Below are 21,154 nucleotides of genomic sequence, written 5' to 3'. Positions count from 1 at the left end.
AGGAGTTGGTGATGAAAGTTCGTGCATCGGTGAAAAAGCTGTGCCGTAACTGCAAGATTATTCGCCGCGAAGGTGTTGTTCGAGTAATTTGCAGCGCGGAACCACGTCATAAGCAGCGCCAAGGCTGATTGTGATTTGTGCTTAAGCCCAGCAGCTAGTGCGCTGCTGGGTTGATTATTTGTTACTACAGCGATATTATCTCGCGCCCTATTTCTTGGCTTCCGGGGCGTAGGTAGCTGTCAATTGGAGTCCCACTGAATGGCCCGTATTGCAGGCGTTAACATTCCAGATAACAAGCATACTGTTATCTCGCTGACCTACATCTATGGTGTTGGTCGCACCACTGCACAGAAAATTTGTGCAACCACCGGGGTTAACCCGGCGGCGAAGATCAAAGATCTGAGCGACGAGCAGATTGAACAGCTGCGTGGCGAAGTGGCGAAGTTCACCACTGAAGGTGACCTGCGTCGCGAAATCAACATGAAAATCAAGCGCTTGATGGACCTGGGCTGCTATCGCGGTCTGCGTCATCGTCGTGGTCTGCCTGTACGCGGTCAGCGTACCAAGACCAACGCGCGTACTCGCAAAGGTCCGCGTAAGCCGATCCGCAAGTAATCGCTCCAGCGCAACGACAGGAATTTAGTCATGGCAAAACCTGCTGCTCGTCCTCGTAAAAAAGTTAAAAAGACAGTGGTTGATGGCATCGCCCACATCCACGCGTCGTTTAACAACACAATCGTCACCATTACCGATCGTCAAGGTAACGCTCTTTCGTGGGCTACCTCCGGCGGTTCGGGTTTCCGTGGTTCCCGCAAGTCCACGCCGTTCGCTGCTCAGGTAGCTGCTGAACGTGCTGGTCAAGCTGCGCTGGAATACGGTCTGAAGAACCTCGACGTCAATGTCAAGGGTCCAGGCCCAGGTCGTGAATCCGCTGTCCGTGCATTGAACGGCTGTGGCTATAAGATCGCCAGCATCACCGACGTGACGCCAATCCCGCACAACGGGTGCCGTCCGCCGAAGAAGCGCCGCGTGTAATCCAGGAGACTGTAAGAAATGGCTCGTTACATTGGTCCAAAATGCAAACTTGCTCGTCGTGAAGGCACCGATCTCTTTCTGAAGAGCGGCGTTCGCGCTATCGAATCCAAGTGCAACATCGAAGCAGCTCCAGGCATCCACGGCCAGCGCCGCGGTCGCCAGTCCGATTACGGTACTCAGCTGCGTGAAAAGCAAAAAGTCCGTCGTATCTACGGCGTTCTCGAGCGTCAGTTCAGCGGCTACTACAAAGAAGCCGCCGGCAAGAAAGGCGCAACAGGTGAGAACCTGCTGCAGCTGCTCGAATGCCGTCTGGACAACGTTGTATACCGCATGGGCTTCGGCTCGACTCGTGCCGAATCCCGTCAATTGGTTTCGCACAAGTCTGTTAGCGTCAACGGCAAAACCGTTAACGTTCCTTCTTATCAGGTTCGTGCTGGCGACGTTGTTGCTATCCGCGAAAAGGCTAAGAACCAACTGCGTATTGTCCAGGCTCTCGATCTGTGTGCCCAACGTGGCCGCGTAGAATGGGTAGAAGTAGACACTGAGAAGAAATCGGGCGTTTTCAAGAACGTACCAGCTCGCAGTGATCTATCCGCCGACATCAACGAAAGCCTGATTGTCGAGCTCTACTCCAAGTAAGGGCTAGAAAATAGGTGCATCCATGCAGATTTCGGTAAATGAGTTCCTGACACCCCGCCATATTGATGTGCAGGTTGTCAGTCCAACCCGCGCCAAGATCACTCTCGAGCCTCTCGAGCGTGGTTTCGGCCATACCCTGGGCAACGCGCTTCGCCGCATTTTGTTGTCCTCCATGCCCGGCTGTGCAGTAGTCGAGGCCGAGATTGACGGTGTACTCCATGAGTACAGCGCCATCGAAGGTGTACAGGAAGACGTCATTGAAATCCTGTTGAACCTTAAAGGTCTGGCTATCAAGCTGCACGGTCGAGACGAAGTTACGCTGACCTTGTCGAAGAAGGGTTCGGGGGTGGTTACCGCTGCCGATATTCAGCTGGATCATGATGTCGAGATCGTTAACCCCGATCACGTAATCGCTAACCTGGCGTCTAACGGCGCCTTGAACATGAAGCTCACCGTAGCTCGTGGTCGTGGTTATGAGCCGGCAGACTCGCGTCAAAGCGATGAAGACGAAAGCCGCAGCATTGGTCGCTTGCAGCTTGACTCTTCGTTCAGCCCGGTTCGCCGTATCGCATACGTGGTGGAAAACGCCCGTGTCGAACAGCGTACCAACCTGGACAAGCTGGTTATTGATCTGGAAACCAACGGTACGCTGGATCCTGAAGAGGCCATTCGCCGCGCTGCAACCATTCTGCAACAGCAGTTGGCTGCGTTCGTCGACCTCAAAGGCGACAGTGAACCAGTGGTAATCGAACAGGAAGACGAGATCGATCCGATCCTGCTCCGTCCGGTTGACGATTTGGAACTGACTGTACGTTCGGCTAACTGCCTTAAGGCGGAGAACATTTACTACATTGGTGACCTGATTCAGCGCACCGAAGTAGAACTGTTGAAAACTCCGAACCTTGGGAAGAAGTCTTTGACTGAGATCAAAGACGTTCTGGCCTCCCGTGGTCTGTCCCTCGGCATGCGCCTCGACAACTGGCCGCCGGCAAGTCTTAAGAAGGACGACAAGGCTACGGCCTGATCGTCGTAATCACCGAACGCGAGTTTGGTAAGGAATGAACCATGCGTCATCGTAAAAGTGGACGTCACCTGAGCCGTACCAGCTCTCACCGCAAAGCCATGTTTCAAAACATGGCGGTGTCGCTGTTCGAGCACGAGCTGATCAAGACTACCCTGCCGAAAGCCAAGGAACTGCGCCGCGTTGCCGAGCCGCTGATCACCCTGGCCAAGGAAGACAGTGTTGCTAACCGTCGTCTGGCTTTCGACCGTACTCGTTCGAAAGAAATCGTCGGCAAGCTGTTCAACGATCTGGGCAAGCGCTACGCAACCCGTCAGGGCGGCTACCTGCGCATCCTCAAGTGCGGTTTCCGCGCTGGCGACAACGCGCCTATGGCGTACGTCGAGTTGGTTGATCGTCCTGTCGGTGGCTCTGTAGAAGCCGCTGAATAAGACATCAGCTTGAACAAGAAACCGGGCCCTGTGCCCGGTTTTTTGTTGCCTTAAATTAAGAAAACTTATCAACATTTAACAATTAATAAATTTCCTCATGTGATGCTTTCGAATAATAATCTCGCTCAAGCTGATTAGCCGGCTATATAGAGCCTGAGGAAGACATTGCATGACCCAGAAGACGCTTACGACCGCCAGTGGTGCGCCAGTCGCCGACAACCAGAACTCCCGCTCGGCAGGCCCACGGGGTCCTTTGCTGCTGGACGATTTCCACCTGATCGAGAAGCTCGCCCACTTCAATCGCGAGAACATTCCAGAGCGTCGCGTACATGCCAAGGGTTCGGGTGCTCACGGCACGTTCACCGTGACCCAAGACATCACGCAGTACACCAGCGCCGACCTGTTCAACGCCGTAGGCAAGCAGACCCCCATCTTCATTCGCTTCTCCACGGTCGGTGGCGAGCGTGGCTCGGCTGATACCGAACGCGATCCTCGTGGCTTCGCCGTGAAGTTTTATACTCAGGAAGGTAACTGGGACATCGTGGGCAATAACACGCCGGTGTTCTTCATCCGTGATCCGCTGAAATTCCCTGACTTCATCCACACGCAGAAGCGTCTGCCGCAGACCAACCTGAAAAGTCCGCAGATGATGTGGGACTTCTGGTCGCACTCTCCAGAAGCCTTGCACCAGGTCACCATCCTGTTTTCGGATCGCGGTATTCCTGATGGCTACCGCCACATGCACGGCTTTGGCAGCCACACCTACAGTCTGATCAGCGCCAATGGCGAACGTCACTGGGTGAAGTGGCACTACAAGAGCAGGCAAGGCATCAAGAACCTCGCGCCTGAGGATGCTGCACGCATCGCCGGTACCGATCCTGATTACGCTCAGCGCGATCTGTTCACTGCTATCGAAAAAGGCGACTTCCCGAAGTGGCAGGTCTGCATTCAGTTGATGACTGAAGCTCAGGCCAACAACCATCACGAGAACCCGTTCGACGTGACCAAAACCTGGTCGCAGAAAGAGTACCCGTTGATTGAAGTCGGTGAGATGGAGTTGAACCGCAATCCGCTGAACTACTTTGCCGAAGTCGAGCAGGCGGCGTTTGGTCCGAGCAACATGGTGCCTGGTGTAGGGCTATCGCCAGACCGCATGCTGCAAGGGCGTGTGTTCGCCTACGCAGATGCCCACCGCTACCGCGTCGGCACCAACCACCAGCAACTGCCGATCAACGCGCCGAAAAACCCGGTTTACAGCTACCAGCGTGACGGTTCGATGGCATTTGGCACCAATGGTGGCGCTGCACCGAACTACGAGCCAAACAGCTACTCGGATGCGCCCAAGCAGGAGGCGCGCTACGCAGAGCCAGCACTGGCATTAAGCGGCACCGCTGATCGTCACGACCACCGCGTGGACGGTGATTACTACAGTCAGGCGGGCAAGTTGTTCAACCTGATGAGCGCCGATCAGAAAGCGCTGTTGATCAATAACATTGCCGGTGCAATGGGTGGCGTATCCAGCGACGTCGTGCAGCGTCAGTTGCAGCACTTCCACAAAGCTGACGCCGCTTATGGTCAAGGCATCGTCGACGCTCTGGGTGTGAAACTGGGCTGAGTCGAAGTGAGAAACAGAACCGCCCTCATTTGGGCGGTTTTTCGCTTCTGGATGGCGTAAATTCGACGCTTTTTATCGGATTATTGCGTTTTTCCGAGTGACCTGCGGCGACGCTTGGTTCAAACTATCGCCTTTGAAGCAGGAGATCTGGTGCGATGCAAGGCCATCCAGAAGTAATCGATTATCTGAACACATTGCTCACTGGCGAACTGGCGGCTCGTGACCAATATTTCATCCATTCGCGTATGTATGAAGACTGGGGTTTCGCCAAGCTCTACGAGCGCATCAATCACGAGATGGAAGAAGAGGCGCAACACGCTGATGCGTTGATGCGTCGTATCCTGATGCTTGAAGGCACGCCGCGCATGCGTCCGGACGATCTGGACATCGGCACCACAGTGCCTGAGATGCTCGCCAGCGATCTTCGTCTTGAGTACAAGGTCCGTGCTGCGCTGTGCAAGGGCATCGCCCTCTGCGAGCTGCACAAGGACTACATCAGCCGTGACATCCTTCGCGTGCAATTGGCCGATACCGAGGAAGACCACACCTATTGGCTGGAACAGCAAATGGGTCTGATCAAGTCCATCGGCTTGCAGAACTACCTGCAATCGCAGTTCTGATCCAACATCGGCTGTAACGAAAAAAGCTCCTGCACTTGCGTGACAGGAGCTTTTTTTCGTCTTCGATTCGAGCGTTCCGGTAGGGACCTGACCGGATCCGGCCGAAGCCAGACTCGGCAGGTCGGTACCCATCAAGCCTTGTCGCGTATCAGCAACGGCTTGAGGTAATGCCCGGTATAGGACTGCTTCATCTCGGCGACCTGTTCCGGCGTGCCGGTGGCGATGATCTGTCCACCGCGCGAACCGCCTTCCGGACCCAGATCGACCAGCCAGTCCGCCGTCTTGATGACGTCCAGGTTGTGCTCGATCACGACCACGGTGTTGCCGTGATCGCGCAGGCGGTGCAGGACGTCGAGCAGTTGCTGGATATCCGCGAAATGCAGGCCTGTGGTCGGCTCGTCGAGGATGTACAGCGTCTTGCCGGTATCACGCTTGGACAGCTCGCGCGACAGCTTGACGCGCTGAGCCTCGCCCCCCGACAACGTCGTCGCCGACTGACCCAGCTTGATGTAGGAAAGCCCCACATCCATCAAGGTCTGCAGCTTGCGCGCCAGGGCGGGAACGGCATCGAAGAATTCACGCGCCTCTTCGATGGTCATTTCCAGCACCTCATGGATGCTCTTGCCCTTGTACTTGATCTCCAGCGTTTCACGGTTGTAGCGCTTGCTCTTGCACACATCGCACGGCACGTAGATGTCCGGCAGAAAGTGCATCTCTACCTTGATCAAGCCATCGCCCTGACAGGCTTCGCAGCGCCCGCCCTTGACGTTGAACGAGAACCGGCCCGGACCGTAACCACGTGAACGCGACTCCGGCACACCGGCGAACAGTTCACGTATGGGCGTGAAAAGCCCGGTATAGGTCGCCGGGTTGGAGCGGGGCGTACGACCGATCGGGCTCTGGTCGATGTCCACGACCTTGTCCAGATGCTGCAGGCCGTTGATGCTGTCATGTGTGGCGGCTTCAAGCGTGGTCGCGCCATTCAGTGCAGTTGCGCTGAGCGGGAACAGCGTGTTGTTGATCAGCGTCGATTTGCCCGATCCAGAGACACCCGTGACGCAGGTCAGCAGACCAATCGGGATCTCGAGGTTCACGTTCTGCAGGTTGTTGCCACGGGCGCCTTTCAGTGTCAGCGAAAGCTTCTTGTTGCGAGGCGTCCGCTTGGCCGGGACTTCAATCTTGACGCGGCCCGACAGGTACTTGCCGGTCAGCGAGTCGGGATGCGACATGACCTCATCAGGCGTGCCTTCGGCGACAATATGTCCGCCATGCACACCAGCCCCAGGGCCAATGTCCACCACGTAGTCGGCCAGACGAATCGCATCCTCGTCATGCTCGACCACGATCACCGTGTTGCCAATGTCCCGCAGATGCTTGAGCGTGCCGAGCAGGCGGTCGTTGTCACGCTGGTGCAGGCCAATGGACGGCTCGTCGAGGATGTACATCACCCCGACCAGACCCGCACCGATCTGGCTGGCGAGACGAATACGCTGCGCCTCGCCACCTGACAGAGTGTCCGCGCTGCGATCAAGGGTCAGGTAATCAAGGCCCACGTTCACCAGAAACTGCAGGCGCTCGCGGATTTCCTTGAGAATCTTGTCGGCAATTTCGCCACGGCGACCGGTCAGCTTCAGGGTGTCGAAGTAGTGAGTGGCGTCGCCAATCGGCAGATTGGTGACGGCAGGCAGTGTTTTCTCGCCCACCCACACATGACGCGCTTCACGGCGCAGACGCGTGCCGCGGCAGTCAGGGCAGGGCTGGGTGCCGAGGAACTTGGCCAGTTCTTCACGAACGGTCGCCGATTCGGTTTCCCGATAGCGACGCTCCAGGTTCGGCACGATACCTTCGAACGGGTGAGCGCGTTTGACGATGTCGCCACGGTCGTTCAGGTAGCGGAAGTCGACGTTCTGCGAGCCGCTGCCGTTGAGCAGGATCTTCTGCTGATCGGCAGGCAACGCCTTGAAGGGTACTTCCAGGCTGAAACCGTAGTGCTTGGACAGCGAGCCCAGCATCTGGAAGTAATAGACGTTTCGCCTGTCCCACCCGCGTATCGCGCCTTCGGCCAGCGTCAATTCGGCATTCACCAGTCGCTTGATGTCGAAGAACTGCTTCACGCCCAGGCCGTCGCAGGTCGGGCACGCGCCAGCCGGGTTGTTGAACGAGAACAGCTTGGGCTCCAACTCGCTGATCGCATGGCCACAGATCGGGCAGGCGAAGCGTGCGGAGAAGATCGTCTCTTCGCCCGGTTCATCGTCCATCGGCGCAACCAGCGCAATGCCGTCGGCCAGCTTCAATGCTGTTTCGAAAGACTCGGCCAGACGCTGCTGCAGGTCCGCACGCACCTTGAAGCGGTCCACGACCACGTCGATGGAGTGCTTCTTCTGCTTATCGAGCTTCGGCAGTTCATCCAGCTCGCACAACTTGCCGTTGACCCGAGCCCGCACGAAGCCCTGGGCACGCAGCTCTTCGAAGACTGACAGGTGTTCGCCCTTGCGCTCGCGAATGACCGGCGCCAGCAACATCAGCTTGCTGCCCTCCGGTTGGGCCAGCACCAGGTCGACCATCTGGCTGACGGTCTGGGCTTCCAGCGGAATGTCATGGTCCGGGCAGCGAGGCTGGCCGACTCGCGCATACAGCAGGCGCAGGTAGTCGTAGATCTCGGTGATGGTGCCCACGGTCGAGCGCGGGTTGTGGGACGTCGACTTCTGTTCGATGGAAATCGCAGGTGACAGGCCTTCGATGGTGTCGACGTCCGGCTTTTCCATCATCGACAGGAACTGCCGGGCATAGGCTGACAGCGACTCGACATAACGCCGCTGCCCTTCGGCGTAGAGCGTGTCGAAAGCCAAAGATGATTTGCCAGAGCCGGACAATCCGGTGATAACGATCAGCTTGTCGCGTGGAAGGGTCAGGTCAATATTTTTCAGGTTGTGGGTTCGAGCCCCACGAATCAGGATCTTGTCCAAAATGGCCTCGCACGGCGGGCGTCGAAAACATGGGAGTATACGGATAAATACTGGATGGATACACACTATCCGCCGGCTTTACAGGCAGAGATGAATACTCTGTCATGTAAACGCGGCAAAGCGTCGCGATATACCCCGTCAATCGATGGGACTGGTAGAATCGCCGCCGGTTCACACGAGGTTTCTCCATGCACGATCTCCACAGCGAACGAATGAGCAGCGGCGAGACACGTGCCGCAGGCGGTCTTGCGCTGGTCTTTGCGTTCCGCATGCTCGGTATGTTCATGGTGCTTCCGGTCCTGGCCACTTACGGCATGGACCTGGCGGGCGCCAGCCCCGCGCTGATCGGCCTGGCCATCGGCGCATACGGCCTGACCCAGGCTGTGCTGCAGATCCCGTTCGGGATCATTTCCGACCGCATCGGTCGGCGTCCGGTCATCTACCTGGGTCTGATCATCTTCGCCATCGGCAGCGTTGTCGCAGCGAATGCGGATTCAATCTGGGGCATCATCGCCGGCCGTATCCTGCAGGGTGCCGGTGCGATTTCCGCTGCGGTCATGGCGCTGCTTTCCGACCTGACCCGCGAGCAGCACCGCACCAAGGCCATGGCCATGATCGGCATGACCATCGGTCTGTCGTTCGCCGTCGCAATGGTCGTCGGTCCGGTCATCACCGGCGTGTTCGGGTTGTCGGGGCTGTTTCTGGCCACCGGCGGCATGGCTCTGCTGGGAATCCTGATCATCGCGTTCATCGTGCCCAAGGCAAACGGCCCGCTGCTGCATCGTGAGTCCGGCGTCGCCAGACAGGCGCTCGGGCAGACGTTGCGTCACCCGGACCTGCTGCGTCTGGATTTGGGCATCTTCGTGTTGCACGCCATGCTCATGTCCAGCTTCGTCGCACTGCCGCTGGCGCTGGTCGAAAAAGCCGGTCTGCCCAAGGAACAGCACTGGTGGGTCTACCTGACTGCACTGCTGATTTCGTTCTTTGCGATGATCCCGTTCATCATATACGGTGAGAAGAAGCGCCAGATGAAGCGCGTTCTGCTCGGTGCCGTGACGGTGCTAATGGTATCCGAGCTCTACTTCTGGGCATTTGGTAACACGTTGCGGACACTGGTCATAGGGACAGTGGTATTCTTCACCGCGTTCAACCTGCTGGAGGCGTCTTTGCCGTCGCTGATCAGCAAAGTGTCACCGGCTGGCGGAAAAGGGACGGCAATGGGGGTTTATTCCACCAGCCAGTTTCTTGGATCGGCCGCAGGTGGGATACTGGGCGGCTGGTTGTTCCAGCACGGTGGGCTCGATGTGGTGTTCCTTGGTGGTGCAGCCATGGCCGCCGTCTGGCTTGCGTTTGCAATGACCATGCGTGAACCGCCTTACGTGACCAGCCTACGTCTGCCGTTGTCGCCAGAGGCGCAGCGTGATGCAGGCCTGGCAGAGCGTTTAAAGTCCGTAAACGGCGTAACGGATGCAGTGGTGGTTGCCGAGGAGGCAGCCATCTATATCAAACTGGATACAAAATTATTGGATCGTGCCTCTCTCGAAAAGCTGATCAACCCAGCATCAGAAGCGTGCGAAGCCTAGGAGAACGTTATGGCCCGTGGGGTTAACAAAGTCATATTGGTCGGTACATGCGGCCAGGATCCCGAAGTTCGCTACTTGCCTAACGGTAACGCCGTGACCAACCTGAGTCTGGCAACCAGCGAACAGTGGACTGACAAACAGACCGGTCAGAAGGTCGAGAAGACCGAGTGGCACCGTGTTTCGATGTTCGGCAAGGTTGCCGAAATCGCTGGCGAATACCTGCGCAAGGGTTCGCAGGTCTACATCGAGGGCAAGCTGCAGACCCGCGAGTGGGAAAAAGACGGCATCAAGCGTTACACCACAGAGATCGTTGTCGACATGCAAGGCACCATGCAATTGCTGGGCGGCCGTCCACAGGGCGACGCACAACAGGGCCAGGGTGGCGGCAACTACAACCAGTCCGCCCCTCGTCCACAGCAGTCGCGCCCGCAGCAGTCGGCTCCGCCACAGCAGAACTACAACCAGCAGCCTCCACAGCAACGCGAGTCCCGCCCTGCGCCACAGCAGCAAGCACCGCAGCCGGCTGCTGATTTCGATAGTTTTGATGACGATATTCCGTTCTAGTACACCAAGACCTTTTCGTCAGGTTTCTCTTGGAAGCCCCCGCATTGCGGGGGCTTTTTAGTTTTCGAGCCATAAAAAAACAGATGACGCTCAACAAATGCTCTGACTTGAGTTCTACGTCAGGAACGAGTTCCTCGGACGGGATTCACACAAGAAGGTTTGGGCATAGTGAGGCGGTCACACCAAATGCACGCTGCAAAAAACCAATTTTTGCGCCGAAAGATTAGTCTGAAATGGTTTTTTAGCTGATCAGCTAATGATACTGTTAGGCCTAAGGTTTAGCTGATTTTGCACTTTTTGCTGCGCAGCTAAAAAAGTTTATGAGGCTAAGGTAGATGGATCAATATCATCGTGAATCTGGCGGGTTCGAGTTCGAGAAGCTTGTTCTGGAGGAACTGACACGTACTCTCGAAGAGGCTTTGGGGCCTGATGCATCTGTGCGACATTTGGCGGGTCTGCCGTTTGCTTCATCATCTGACTCTGAGCCAGACGCACTGATCGAAATCCAAACCCCCTACAAAACGCTGATGATCTATGTAGAGGTCAAAAGGGACGTCTACCCTCGAGATATAAGGGGTGCCGTTTGGTCGCTGAACAAGTACATGCGCTACCAGGACCATGCCCACGACGCTATTGGGATGCTTGCTGCTGGCTCATTAAGCCCTGGAGCCAGGGCTGAACTGAAGTCCGAGAACATCGCTTTCTTCGATCTGGGAGGCAGTCTTCACCTGAGGCACGAGACTTGGCTTATCAGTATCAATAAGGCTCCTAAACGCCTGAAGAATTACTCGCGCAGCATAGATATTTTCACCGACGCACGCGGGAGCGTTGTCCATGCTCTCCTGATGCATGCAAATGCATGGCTAACCGGCGCGGAGCTGGCTGAGCAGGCTGAGACCTCTTCGTATACCTGCTCTGTAGTCTTGCAGGAGTTGACGTTGCGTGAGTGGGTGGAGTCTTCTGGTGGCGGGCCGAGTAAACGCAGAATGCTCATTCGTCCTGAAAAGCTCCTGGATGCCTGGGCTGAAAAATGGCAGGAGCGCAAAGAGAAGCAGACGAAGTGGTACACCTTCGTCGAAAACCCCAGGCACATGCTGGAGCGCTTGGCAGATCGCATAGACCGCGCCCAAGTTGATTTTCCGTGGGCGTTCACCGGAGCCGCTGCTGCTAATGTCGTTACTCCGTTGCTGACTGGCACTGACGGTGCGCAAATCATTGTGCCCAAGGGCTACGCAGAAAGAATGGCTGACGTGCTAGGTCTGAAGCCAGTCAGCAAAGGGGCGAACGTCACGCTCATCGAGCGCGAGCCTGCGAGCTTGCTGTATCGCGACAGGCATCCAGACTTCCCTGGATTTATTGCAAGCAGCTGCATTCTCTACCTGGATTTGCTGGATGGTCGAGGCCGCAATAAAGAACTGGCGGAAAACATCAGGGAGTATTTGGAGTCTTTATGGCAAAGGGATTGAAGCCTCGTACAGCGGCTGGATACGATCAAGATGTTACTTCTGCGTGCGAGAGGACATTGCTCACACTGCTAAGCGCTTTCGGAAATATGAAGGAAACCCTGAGGCTTGTCGGCGGCCTGGTTCCTCGTTACCTCACCCCGGCGACCCCGCCAGACGTTCCGTTGCATGCGGGGACTTCGGATGTAGACATTGTATTGAATCTGGAGGTACTTGCTGTTGGAAACGAGTACGCCAGCCTCGCGCAGCAGCTAAAAGCAAAGGGTTTCACCCGCTGGGTCGAAAAGGGGACTCCTGCTTCCTGGCGCTGGCGCCGTAAGGTTGATGACCATATTGAGGTAGTCGTTGAGCTTCTCCGGGACGCAGGCGATGACGACCCTGGCAAGGCAATCAGCGTCGACGGGGAAAAAGTATCGGCGCTCACAATCAGGCACGCCCGAATCGTCCACGACTGGTATCAGGAAAAGGAGATTTCAGCCCAACTCCTGGATGGCGATGGTCTATCAGTCGACACTGTGCGGTTCGCAGACGTGCCAGCATTTGTAATTCTGAAAGCATTGGCTCTGGATCAACGTCAGGAGAGAAAGGATGCCGCCGACCTCATCCATGTGGTCATGTACTCAGGCACGGTAAAGGAAGTCGCGGCTCTATTTGTTGAGCGTATTCGTTCAGAGCAGCACCCAGAGGCGGTGCATGATGGGCTGGCAGCATTGGCAAGACGCTTTGGGGACGACCGGCATGGAGAAGGCTACGAAAAAGTAGGCGCTGTGGCCTACGCACGTTTCTGGGGTGGCGAAGATGAGGACGAGCTTATCGCTCGGCAGCGTTTCGCGGCAGGGTTGATTCAAGCTTTGCTGGCAGAGATCGACGCCCAGTCAATGCAGACCTCATGAGGCAGTGTCTCCGACGCATGGCGTCTCCTTTGCAGCTTCAGAACCGCACCACCCAAAGCGAAGCCACTCACCGGGCTTCGCTTTTTTATGCCTGCTTGTCTCTATCCGGCTATAGATGTTGCTTAACATCAAAACGCTTGACGGTTTAGATTTTGGTTATCATCATAATCCTGTTTTCTATCCAAAGATGTCCTCAAGCGCTTCCTCCCATACGCGCCCAAGGCTCATCCAACTGACCAAAACTCTCCAGATCACAGGCCCTGAAATGACCGAAAAAACCCTCTTCGACACGTACCGCCTAGGCAATCTCGTCCTCGCCAACCGTATTGTCATGGCCCCTCTGACCCGCAACCGTGCGGGCGCAGGATTGGTGCCGAGCGAGCTGGCTGCAACCTATTACGGTCAGCGTGCTTCTGCCGGTTTGCTGATCACCGAGGCTACTCAGGTTTCGCCGCAGGCGCAGGGTTATCAGGACACGCCGGGTATCTATACCCAGGCGCAGATTGATGGCTGGCGCAAGGTGACGGACGAGGTGCATGCCAGGGGCGGGCGTATTTTTGTGCAGCTGTGGCACGTGGGGCGTATTTCTCATGTGGATTTGCAGCCGGGTGGCGCTGCGCCGGTCGCGCCTTCGGCGATTCGGGCGGAGACCAAGACGTTCGTGAACAACGGTTTTCATGATGTTTCCGAGCCGCGTGCGCTGGAGTTGAGCGAGTTGCCGGGCATCGTGAATGATTTTCGTCAGGCGGCGGCGAATGCCATGGCAGCCGGCTTTGATGGTGTGGAAGTGCATGGCGCGAACGGTTATCTGCTGGAGCAGTTCATCAAGGACGGAGCGAATACGCGGACTGACGCTTACGGCGGCTCTGTCGAGAATCGTGCGCGTCTGTTGTTGGAAGTCACCGCTGCGGTGGTTGCCGAGATCGGTGCCGAGCGCACCGGTGTGCGTATTTCGCCTGCATCGCCGGCTGGCGCGATCAGCAGCAGCGATCCTCAGCCGCAGTACAACTACATCGTTGAAGAACTCGATGTGCTGGGCGTTGTTTACCTGCATGTGGTCGAGGGCGCAACCGGTGGGCCGCGTGATGCGGCGCCGTTCGATTACGGGCAATTGCGCCAACGCTTCCATCAGACCTATCTGGCCAACAACGGCTATGACCTTGATCTGGTGGCGTTCGGTCGTCCCTTCATCAGCAATCCGGACCTGACCGAGCGTCTGAAGACGGGCGCGCCGCTGACGCCAGCCACGCATCCGTCGCCATGACGGATGCGCTCTCCCGCACGTTCAATCGCCGCGTGAACCCGCAAACACGGCCATTAACTCTTCGCTCCCCACGGCCACACTCATGGCGGCCGGTATCTGTTTGCCCTCGATCCTGCACAGCAAACCCGCTTCCCGGCAGATGACGGCACCTGCGGCGATGTCCCACAGATTGGTGAATCGTTCGAGGTAGCCATCGATCTGACCGAGCGCCGCGAAGCCCAGGCCAATGGTGGCGCAGCGGTAGCCTGCCAGCCCCCAGCCGTTGTGACGCAGGTTCAGTTCCAGTTGCCCCAGAGACTCGGCAGGCCAGTTGTTGCTCGAACCAATGCCAACGATGCGCAGGTTTTGTGGCGGTTCCGGGCGGACAAAGGGGTCGCCGTTCAGCCAGACACCTTTGCCGGACTTGGCGGACAGGGTGTAGTCCAGTGCCGGGTAGGCAATGACACCTATCACAGGTTGCCCCGCTGCAAGGTAGGCGAGGGAGATGCCCCACAAAGGCGAGCCGCGCAGGAAGTTGCCGGTACCGTCGATGGGGTCCAGCGTCCAGCCATCGATAATGACTTCGCCGCCCAACTCCTCGCCCAGTACAGGCTCATCCGGGAAAAACTCATTGAGCCGGGCCCGTATCATATGCTCGACCTCAAGGTCTGCCTCGGACACCAGGTCCTGCGGGCTTTTGGTGGCGATGTCCAGGGTGTGGCGATTATTGAAGTGCTTCAGGGCCAGCGCGCTCGCCTCTTCGACGCAGCGCAGGGCAATGCTCAACCGGTCATTCATTGCATATCCTCTTCATCGGGTTTGTCGAGCAAGTCAGGGTAGTCGCTGAGAATCGACTGCGCGCCGCGTGCCAGCAGGTAGCGCGCTCTATACGGATTGTTGATGGTCGCCACGGCGAACTCGACGCCACTGTGGCGAAGGCGTTCGAGGTGGTGGTCGTCGAGCATGTCGTCCAGCACGTGCAGAATCCGGCAGCCGTACTCGGCCAGCAACGCAGCCGGATTGGCGGGAGCGACCAGAGAGGCCATCGCCAGCGGCACTTCCGGCCACAACTGGCGGGCGCGGACGAGCGAACGCACTGAAAAGCTCGAGACAAACAAACCCTCGAGCCTGACCGGCCACATTCGCTTGAGGATCGGGATGACGACTTCGGCGGTTTCCACGTCGTCGCCAATGGTGGGCTTGAGCTCGACCTGCAAGCCGAGGTTCAGGCGTAACGCACAGGCCACCACTTCCTCGAAGGTCGGCACCTGCAAGCCAGCGAACGTGGGCGAGAACCAGCTCCCGGCGTCCAGTTTGCGGATGTCCTCGAAGGTATGCAGCACGACCGCGCCTTTTCCGTTGGTGGTGCGGTCCAGCAGGTCGTCGTGGATGACGATGGGCCGACCGTCGCGGGTCAGCTTCACGTCGATTTCAACCCATTTGGCGCCATGCTGCGCGGCGGTTTCCAGGGCGAGCAGGGTATTTTCCGGTACATAGGCTTTAGCGCCGCGATGGGCAATCAGCGATGAGCGAACGAGCGGAGCACGGTTGGACATGTCAGGGATCACTTACACAGGGTTGGAGAAAGAAGCGGGCTGGTGGCGACCGCTCTCAGGGTCGAACAACAGTGCCGTTGGGCCGAAAGCCAGGCGGACCTGGGTGCCGGGTGCGAGCAGATGGCGGCCGGCAAGGTTGACGACGCAACGGATACCGGCCAATTGGCAATAGAGCAGGCTGTGGCTGCCGAGATTTTCCGAGGACTCCACGACAGCGCGAACACCGTCCTGGCTGAGGCTGAATGCCTCGGGTCTCAGCCCCATGAGCCACTTGCCCGGGCTATTGCCAGACAGGTGCAGTTTGAGCGGGAGCCGTTGTCCGTCGGCCAGCGTCAGGACTTTGTCTTCAAGGCAATACACCGGCAGCAGGTTCATGGGCGGTGTGCCGATAAAACCGGCGACGAAGGTGCTGGCGGGCCGGTCATAAATGTCGCTTGGCGTGCCGATCTGTTCGACACGGCCCTGGTTGAGAATCACCACATGCTCGGCAAGCGTCATCGCCTCGGTTTGATCGTGGGTGACGTACAGGATCGTTGCGCCGGTCTGTTGGTGCAGGCGACGAATCAACAGGCGCATCTCATGGCGCAGCGCGCTGTCCAGATTGCACAGCGGTTCGTCGAACAGCAGCACGGGCGGTTTGCGGATCAAGGCACGGCCGATGGCCACACGCTGGCGCTGACCACCGGACAACTCGCCCGGCCTGCGCTCCAAGAGAGTTTCCAGCCCCAGCGAGGTGGCGCACTCTTTGATCTGAACCATGCGTTGTTTATAGGCGATGCCCGCCATCTTGAGCGGGTAGCCGATATTGTCGGCAACGCTCATGTGCGGGTAGAGCGCGTAGTTCTGGAACACCATGGCGCAGCCGCGCTCCTTGGGCGGCAGCCTTGTGACGTCGCGCTCCCCCATCAGAATCTGGCCCTGAGTGACGTCCTCCAGCCCGGCGATCATGCGCAACAGGGTGGACTTACCGCAGCCGGACGGACCCAGAATCACATTCAGCTCACCGGCTTTGAACACCAGATCCAGCCCTTGAAAGAGCGGTCCCGAACTCTGTGACTTGTGCAGATTCCTGAGGGTTATCTGGGGTGAACGCGCAGCCGGGAAATCGGTAACAGGAAGAAGCGCGGTCATTTGCCGACTCCGATCAGGCCTTTGACGAACCATCGCTGCATGAGCGCAATGACGAGGATGGGGGGCAGCGTGCTGACAACGGCGGCGGCCATCAGCAGGTTCCATTCGGGAAGCTGGCTGGCATCGGTGGGCAGAAAGCTGGCCACGCCCAGCACCAGCGTGCGCATGTCTTCGCGATTGGTCGCAACCAGCGGCCACAGGTAGTCTTTCCAGGCGCCAATGAACACCAGCGTGCCCAGCGCCGCGAAATTGGTTTTCGACAGCGGCACCAGAATGTCGATGAAAAAGCGCCACGGCCCGGCACCGTCCATGCGCGCTGCCTCAACCAGCTCGGCGGGCAGCGTCTGGTAGAACTGTCGGAACAAAAACGTGCCGGTGGCCGAGGCGATCAGTGGCAGCGCCAAACCGGTGTAACTGTCGAGCAGGTTGAGGGTCGGCACCGGCAGGCTTTCGATACCCAGCCAGCGCAGCACGGTACGCAGCGGGCCGAGCAGATCACTCGCCACGGCGTAGGTCGGGATGATGCGTACTTCGAGCGGCAGCAACAGCGCGCCCAGCACAGCGAAGAAAATCCAGGTGGTGTAGCGACTGCGAAAGTACACCACGGCAAACGCGGTCAGCGCCGAGAGCGCGAGTTTGCCGATGACCACCATGATCGCGACGATCAGGCTGTTGCCCAGCAGGCGCAACAGGTCCAGACGCTGAGTGACTTTCTGCAGGTTCACCAGCAACTGGTCGCCCGGAACAACCGCCAGGCCATGTTCGAGCAACTGCGGGTTGTCCACGGTGGCCGAGCAGACTGCGATATAGAGCGGGCCCAGCGCGAAAATCAGCCCCAGGGTCAGCAGCAGGTAAGCGCCGAGGTTGAGCAGTCGGTTGTGCTGGATCATGCCTTCACCCCGCGTCGTTTGAGCCGCGACATGAGCTTGAACTGCGCGACACTCAGCAGCACGACTGCCGACAGCATGAGCACTGACAGCGTTGAAGACCCTGCCAGATCCAGTCCGCGGAAGCCGTCGGTGTAAATCTTGTAGGCCAGCACCTGCGTGGTGTCGCCGGGGCCGCCTTGGGTGAGGGTGTCGATCAGCCCGAAACTGTTGGAGAGGCTTTCCAGCAGGTCGATGATGAAGACGAACAACAGATAGGGCGCAATCAGCGGCAGTTGCATGTCGATCATGCGCCGCCACGGACCTGCACCGTCCAGCGCTGCTGCTGCGAGGTAATCGTCCGGAACGGATTTCAGGCTCGCCACCAGCATGACGAAATTGAACGGCACCAGACACCACGCATAGGCCACGATCAACAGCAGCATGCCTTGCAGCGGGTTGGCGTAAGGCGCCCATGTGCCGGGCACCACCGCGTTGAGCCAGGCCAGAATGCCCATGACCGGATTGGCCAGCACGTGAAAGACGATGCCGATGGTGGCGCCGGATACCGCGTAGGGCCAGATCAGCAGGTTGCGAAACACGGCGTTGCCGCGCAGTTTCAGTTCAAGGCACAGCGCCAGCGTCAGGGCGATGAGCATTGACAGCGCGACGCTCGACAGGCTGAAGATCAGGGTAGAGCCGAGGGAGGCGAGCACGCCCGGATCCCTCAGCACGCGCCAGTAATTGCTCAGGCCCACGAACACTTCATGCCCGCCGAACGGCAGGACCAGATGGAACGACCACCAGATGGCCTGAAGTGCCGGCCAGTAGAAAAACAGGGCGAGCGCCAGTAATTGCGGCAATGCGAACAACAACGCCACGCGCGGCTGCGGGAAGTATCCACTGGCCTTCATGGCTGCCGTTCGCTCTGTTGATTCTGAGCCAGCGGCTGATGCATCTGTTGAAACAGGCCGAGCAATTCGTTTCCGCGCAGAGCGGTCTGATTCAGGGCACGCCCCATGTTCTGCCGACCTGCCAGGGCGTTCCCGGTCTCCTGCGACCAGATCACCCGCATCAGGGTGATGAAGCCGCAGCGCAGTGGATTGTCCGGCGCGCTGTCGATGTCATCGAGAGACGACAGACCCACCTTGATCGCCAGCGCGGCACGCTCGTCGTTTCGAACCGCTTTGGCCGTTGCCTGAGTCACAGGCAGATAGCCGGTGCGGGAGCTGAATACACGCTGGTTATCGGGGCGCAGCACGAACGCGAGAAACTCCGACACGACGTCGTACTCGTGTGTGGAATGTCCTTGCATGACCCACAGCGAAGAGCCGCCTGGCAGGTTGGACTGCCTTTGGGTGTCGGGGTAAATCGGCAGCAGAGTGACGTCGATATCGGGCTTGAGTGTGCTGCGTACCGTGTTCCATGAACCTGTGGAATCCAGCAGCATCGCGCATTCATCGCTGGCAAAGGCCAGTGCCTGCTGACCACTGCGGGTTGACTCCTGATGCCGCACCAGGCCTTCACGGCTCCATTGCGCCAGATCGTTCATCAGATGCAAATGCGTGCCCTGATCGAATCGATACCGGTCCACGCCACCGGACCGGACTGCGATGGCGGAGCCCTGGGCCGCGCTGGTCTGTTCCAGCCAGATCCACGGCGAGAAGTCTGTCGCCATGGGGCACTCTTGATGGTTGTTCTTGAGGGCACGCAGCGCCGTGGAAAAGGCTGTCCAGGTGGTCGGTGTTTCAGTGATTCCCGCAGCGGCCAGTGCGTCGCGGTGAACGTAGAGCACGGCAGTCGAGACGGCGAACGGCTGGGCAGCCAGTACGCCATGTTCGTCGGAGTAATAGCGTTTGAGCGCAGGCAGGAAGGTGTCTGCCGAATAGGCTCTCTGCTGCCGGGCCATCAGGGTTTCGACAGGAACAGTGGCAGCTCCCAGCAACATGTCAGGCGTGGCGACATCGTAGATTTCGACCAGCGCCGGGCTGATACCGGCCCGATAAGCGGCAACGGTCTTCTGCAGGGTCTGTTCATAGGTGCCCTGGCGAATGCAATGCAGGCGGTCCTGTTCATCACGTTCGGCATTGAACTGCCTGCACAGATCAGCAATGGCCGAGGCTGTCGGGCCGCTATGGCTGTACCAGAACTCGGTGGCGCTGGCCTGGCCGGTGATGGCCAGCAAGGTCAACGCCCAGAGCGTGTGGCTGATGGAAAGCATGAAAGCACCCCGAGTGAACTGGTAGCTATCTAATACAGGTAATGTGTAGTATTTGTTACCTGCAGCTCCATTATTAAATTTTCATGATTGAAATATTCGGTTTGTGGCGGGGCGATACACTGCTCTACACACGGACTGTTTTAATCCTCTTTCTGACTGTCGAACCCATGCCCCTTGATCGCGATACGCAACCTGACACGCACGCTTCGCTGAGCCTCAATGAACGCAAACTGCTGGATATCCTTCGTCGTCGAGGCTCGATCACTCGCGCCACCGTTTCGGCGGAGATGGATCTGGCGCAGCAATCCGTACACCGACTGATCGAGGAATTGATCAGCCGGGGACTGTTGCGCAGTGGTGAGCGGGTCAGGAACGGCCGCGGTCAGCCCAGCCCGCGCATCGAGCTGGTCAACGAGGCGGTCTATTCCATTGGTGTATCGATCAACACTGGATCGGCGGTGGTCTGCGTGTCTGACCTGAGCTGCAACCTGCTGGAGCAGGTCGTCCTGCGTACGCCGCCATTGAGTCGCAACAGCACGCTGGACGCGCTGCAGAAGACCATCGAGCGAGTCCTGCAGCGCAACGGCATCAAACCCGAACGCGTGGTGGGCATGGGTTTCGCCATCGCCGGTTTCTTTCTCGAAAACCGTCAGGTCAATGCGCCAGAGCCCTTGCGTGACTGGTCGTTGATGGATCTGCAGCCTGTGCTGGAGGAGCGGTTCAACATGCCGGTGTGGCTCGAGAACAACGCGACCACGGCCGCCATCGGCGAGAGTCTGGTGGGAGCGGGCGCCTGGGCCAGCAACTTCATTTACCTGTCGTTCAACTACGGTTTCGGCGCTGGCGTAGTCATTAACGGCAAGCCGTACTTCGGCAGTCACGGCAACGCGGGCGAAATCACGCTCTACACCGACGAGGAAGCGGCCAATCGACCGGCGTTGCGTTATCTGGTCGAGGAACTGCACAAAAATGGTATCGAGGTGGACTCTGTCGAGGACCTGCGCGCGCGCTTCGATCCTGACTGGCCGGGCGTCGACACCTGGATCAAGCGCACCCAGCCGACGCTGGACCGGCTGGTCAATGCGCTGGCGGGCATGTTCGATCCTCAGGCTGTGGTGTTCGGCGGGCAATTGCCGCCTGCGCTGGGACGGCGTCTGATCGCGTCCACCACCTTCTGGGGGACGCATCGTTATCAGGCGCCGCCACCGCGTCCCAAATTATTGCTCAGCGAAACCAATGGCGATGCTGCCGCCATCGGTGCGGCGCTGGTACCGCTCAAGGACCGCTTTTTCGTCTGAGTGCGGTTA

21 protein-coding genes are annotated in these 21,154 nt (G+C 58.3%); 14 read left to right on the top strand and 7 right to left on the bottom strand.

The window, feature by feature from the left end; genetic code table 11:
* Positions 1–11 precede the first annotated feature (11 nt).
* From rpmJ to bfr, 8 genes are all read left to right on the top strand, one after another.
* Entirely contained in the window at positions 12–128 is a 117-nt protein-coding gene (gene rpmJ, locus AC0IXS_RS11425) for a 50S ribosomal protein L36 (protein WP_002555468.1), read from the top strand.
* A 130-nt stretch (positions 129–258) separates the two neighbouring features.
* Complete coding sequence (gene rpsM, locus AC0IXS_RS11420) at positions 259–615, top strand: 30S ribosomal protein S13 (RefSeq protein ID WP_004883692.1); 357 nt, start codon at positions 259–261, stop codon at positions 613–615.
* Between the two features lie 30 nt (positions 616–645).
* Positions 646–1,035: a 30S ribosomal protein S11 gene (gene rpsK, locus AC0IXS_RS11415; protein ID WP_002555466.1), complete on the top strand. Its 390-nt coding sequence runs from the start codon at positions 646–648 to the stop codon at positions 1,033–1,035.
* Between the two features lie 18 nt (positions 1,036–1,053).
* Positions 1,054–1,674: a 30S ribosomal protein S4 gene (gene rpsD, locus AC0IXS_RS11410; RefSeq protein WP_002555465.1), complete on the top strand. Its 621-nt coding sequence runs from the start codon at positions 1,054–1,056 to the stop codon at positions 1,672–1,674.
* Between the two features lie 22 nt (positions 1,675–1,696).
* Positions 1,697–2,698 (top strand): DNA-directed RNA polymerase subunit alpha, encoded by a 1,002-nt coding sequence (locus AC0IXS_RS11405; protein ID WP_003176403.1) that lies wholly within the window; start codon positions 1,697–1,699, stop codon positions 2,696–2,698.
* Between the two features lie 41 nt (positions 2,699–2,739).
* Positions 2,740–3,126, top strand: coding sequence for a 50S ribosomal protein L17 (gene rplQ, locus AC0IXS_RS11400; RefSeq protein WP_002555463.1), 387 nt, complete (start codon positions 2,740–2,742; stop codon positions 3,124–3,126).
* Between the two features lie 169 nt (positions 3,127–3,295).
* Positions 3,296–4,741: a catalase gene (locus tag AC0IXS_RS11395; RefSeq protein ID WP_057410834.1), complete on the top strand. Its 1,446-nt coding sequence runs from the start codon at positions 3,296–3,298 to the stop codon at positions 4,739–4,741.
* Positions 4,742–4,896: 155 nt separating this feature from the next.
* Positions 4,897–5,361, top strand: coding sequence for a bacterioferritin (gene bfr / locus AC0IXS_RS11390; protein ID WP_004883697.1), 465 nt, complete (start codon positions 4,897–4,899; stop codon positions 5,359–5,361).
* A 131-nt stretch (positions 5,362–5,492) separates the two neighbouring features.
* Here bfr and uvrA read toward each other — a convergent pair whose 3' ends face one another.
* The gene (uvrA, locus tag AC0IXS_RS11385; protein WP_025995598.1) at positions 5,493–8,327 is read right to left on the bottom strand and encodes an excinuclease ABC subunit UvrA; all 2,835 of its coding nucleotides are present in this window, start codon (positions 8,325–8,327) and stop codon (positions 5,493–5,495) included.
* Between the two features lie 188 nt (positions 8,328–8,515).
* On the opposite strand from uvrA, the gene AC0IXS_RS11380 reads away from it, so the two are divergent.
* From AC0IXS_RS11380 to AC0IXS_RS11360, 5 genes are all read left to right on the top strand, one after another.
* Complete coding sequence (locus AC0IXS_RS11380; protein WP_471824646.1) at positions 8,516–9,910, top strand: MFS transporter; 1,395 nt, start codon at positions 8,516–8,518, stop codon at positions 9,908–9,910.
* Between the two features lie 9 nt (positions 9,911–9,919).
* Entirely contained in the window at positions 9,920–10,474 is a 555-nt protein-coding gene (locus AC0IXS_RS11375) for a single-stranded DNA-binding protein (protein ID WP_004883704.1), read from the top strand.
* Positions 10,475–10,809: 335 nt separating this feature from the next.
* Complete coding sequence (locus AC0IXS_RS11370) at positions 10,810–11,940, top strand: type IV toxin-antitoxin system AbiEi family antitoxin (RefSeq protein WP_122668894.1); 1,131 nt, start codon at positions 10,810–10,812, stop codon at positions 11,938–11,940.
* 86 nt (positions 11,941–12,026) lie between these two features.
* The gene (locus tag AC0IXS_RS11365) at positions 12,027–12,830 is read left to right on the top strand and encodes a hypothetical protein (protein WP_240045166.1); all 804 of its coding nucleotides are present in this window, start codon (positions 12,027–12,029) and stop codon (positions 12,828–12,830) included.
* Positions 12,831–13,095: 265 nt separating this feature from the next.
* Positions 13,096–14,094 carry an alkene reductase gene (locus tag AC0IXS_RS11360; protein ID WP_122668896.1) on the top strand — a complete coding sequence of 333 codons (999 nt, stop codon included), beginning with the start codon at positions 13,096–13,098 and terminating at the stop codon, positions 14,092–14,094.
* Between the two features lie 21 nt (positions 14,095–14,115).
* Here AC0IXS_RS11360 and AC0IXS_RS11355 read toward each other — a convergent pair whose 3' ends face one another.
* From AC0IXS_RS11355 to AC0IXS_RS11330, 6 genes are read right to left on the bottom strand one after another with little or no spacing between them, the layout of a single operon-like run.
* Positions 14,116–14,871, bottom strand: coding sequence for an inositol monophosphatase family protein (locus tag AC0IXS_RS11355; protein ID WP_122668897.1), 756 nt, complete (start codon positions 14,869–14,871; stop codon positions 14,116–14,118).
* Positions 14,868–15,629, bottom strand: a complete 762-nt coding sequence (locus tag AC0IXS_RS11350; protein ID WP_057410841.1) for a glycerophosphodiester phosphodiesterase family protein — start codon at positions 15,627–15,629, stop codon at positions 14,868–14,870. The genes AC0IXS_RS11355 and AC0IXS_RS11350 overlap by 4 nt, the downstream gene beginning before the upstream one ends.
* A gap of 12 nt (positions 15,630–15,641) precedes the next feature.
* Positions 15,642–16,760: an ABC transporter ATP-binding protein gene (locus AC0IXS_RS11345; RefSeq protein WP_057410842.1), complete on the bottom strand. Its 1,119-nt coding sequence runs from the start codon at positions 16,758–16,760 to the stop codon at positions 15,642–15,644.
* A complete protein-coding gene (locus AC0IXS_RS11340) occupies positions 16,757–17,650 on the bottom strand; it encodes an ABC transporter permease subunit (RefSeq protein WP_057410843.1) in 894 nt (297 codons plus the stop codon). The genes AC0IXS_RS11345 and AC0IXS_RS11340 overlap by 4 nt, the downstream gene beginning before the upstream one ends.
* Positions 17,647–18,540: a carbohydrate ABC transporter permease gene (locus AC0IXS_RS11335; RefSeq protein ID WP_025995590.1), complete on the bottom strand. Its 894-nt coding sequence runs from the start codon at positions 18,538–18,540 to the stop codon at positions 17,647–17,649. Before AC0IXS_RS11335 ends, AC0IXS_RS11340 begins: the two co-directional genes overlap by 4 nt.
* Positions 18,537–19,847, bottom strand: coding sequence for an extracellular solute-binding protein (locus tag AC0IXS_RS11330; RefSeq protein ID WP_057410844.1), 1,311 nt, complete (start codon positions 19,845–19,847; stop codon positions 18,537–18,539). Before AC0IXS_RS11330 ends, AC0IXS_RS11335 begins: the two co-directional genes overlap by 4 nt.
* A gap of 167 nt (positions 19,848–20,014) precedes the next feature.
* Here AC0IXS_RS11330 and AC0IXS_RS11325 point away from each other — a divergent pair, with 167 nt between their 5' ends.
* Positions 20,015–21,145 carry an ROK family transcriptional regulator gene (locus AC0IXS_RS11325; protein ID WP_122689604.1) on the top strand — a complete coding sequence of 377 codons (1,131 nt, stop codon included), beginning with the start codon at positions 20,015–20,017 and terminating at the stop codon, positions 21,143–21,145.
* Positions 21,146–21,154 lie beyond the last annotated feature (9 nt).

The sequence above is a fragment of the Pseudomonas sp. AC016 genome (assembly GCF_979253365.1).
Note: the sequence above shows the minus strand (reverse complement) of the source record. Positions and strands in the feature narration are given on the sequence as shown.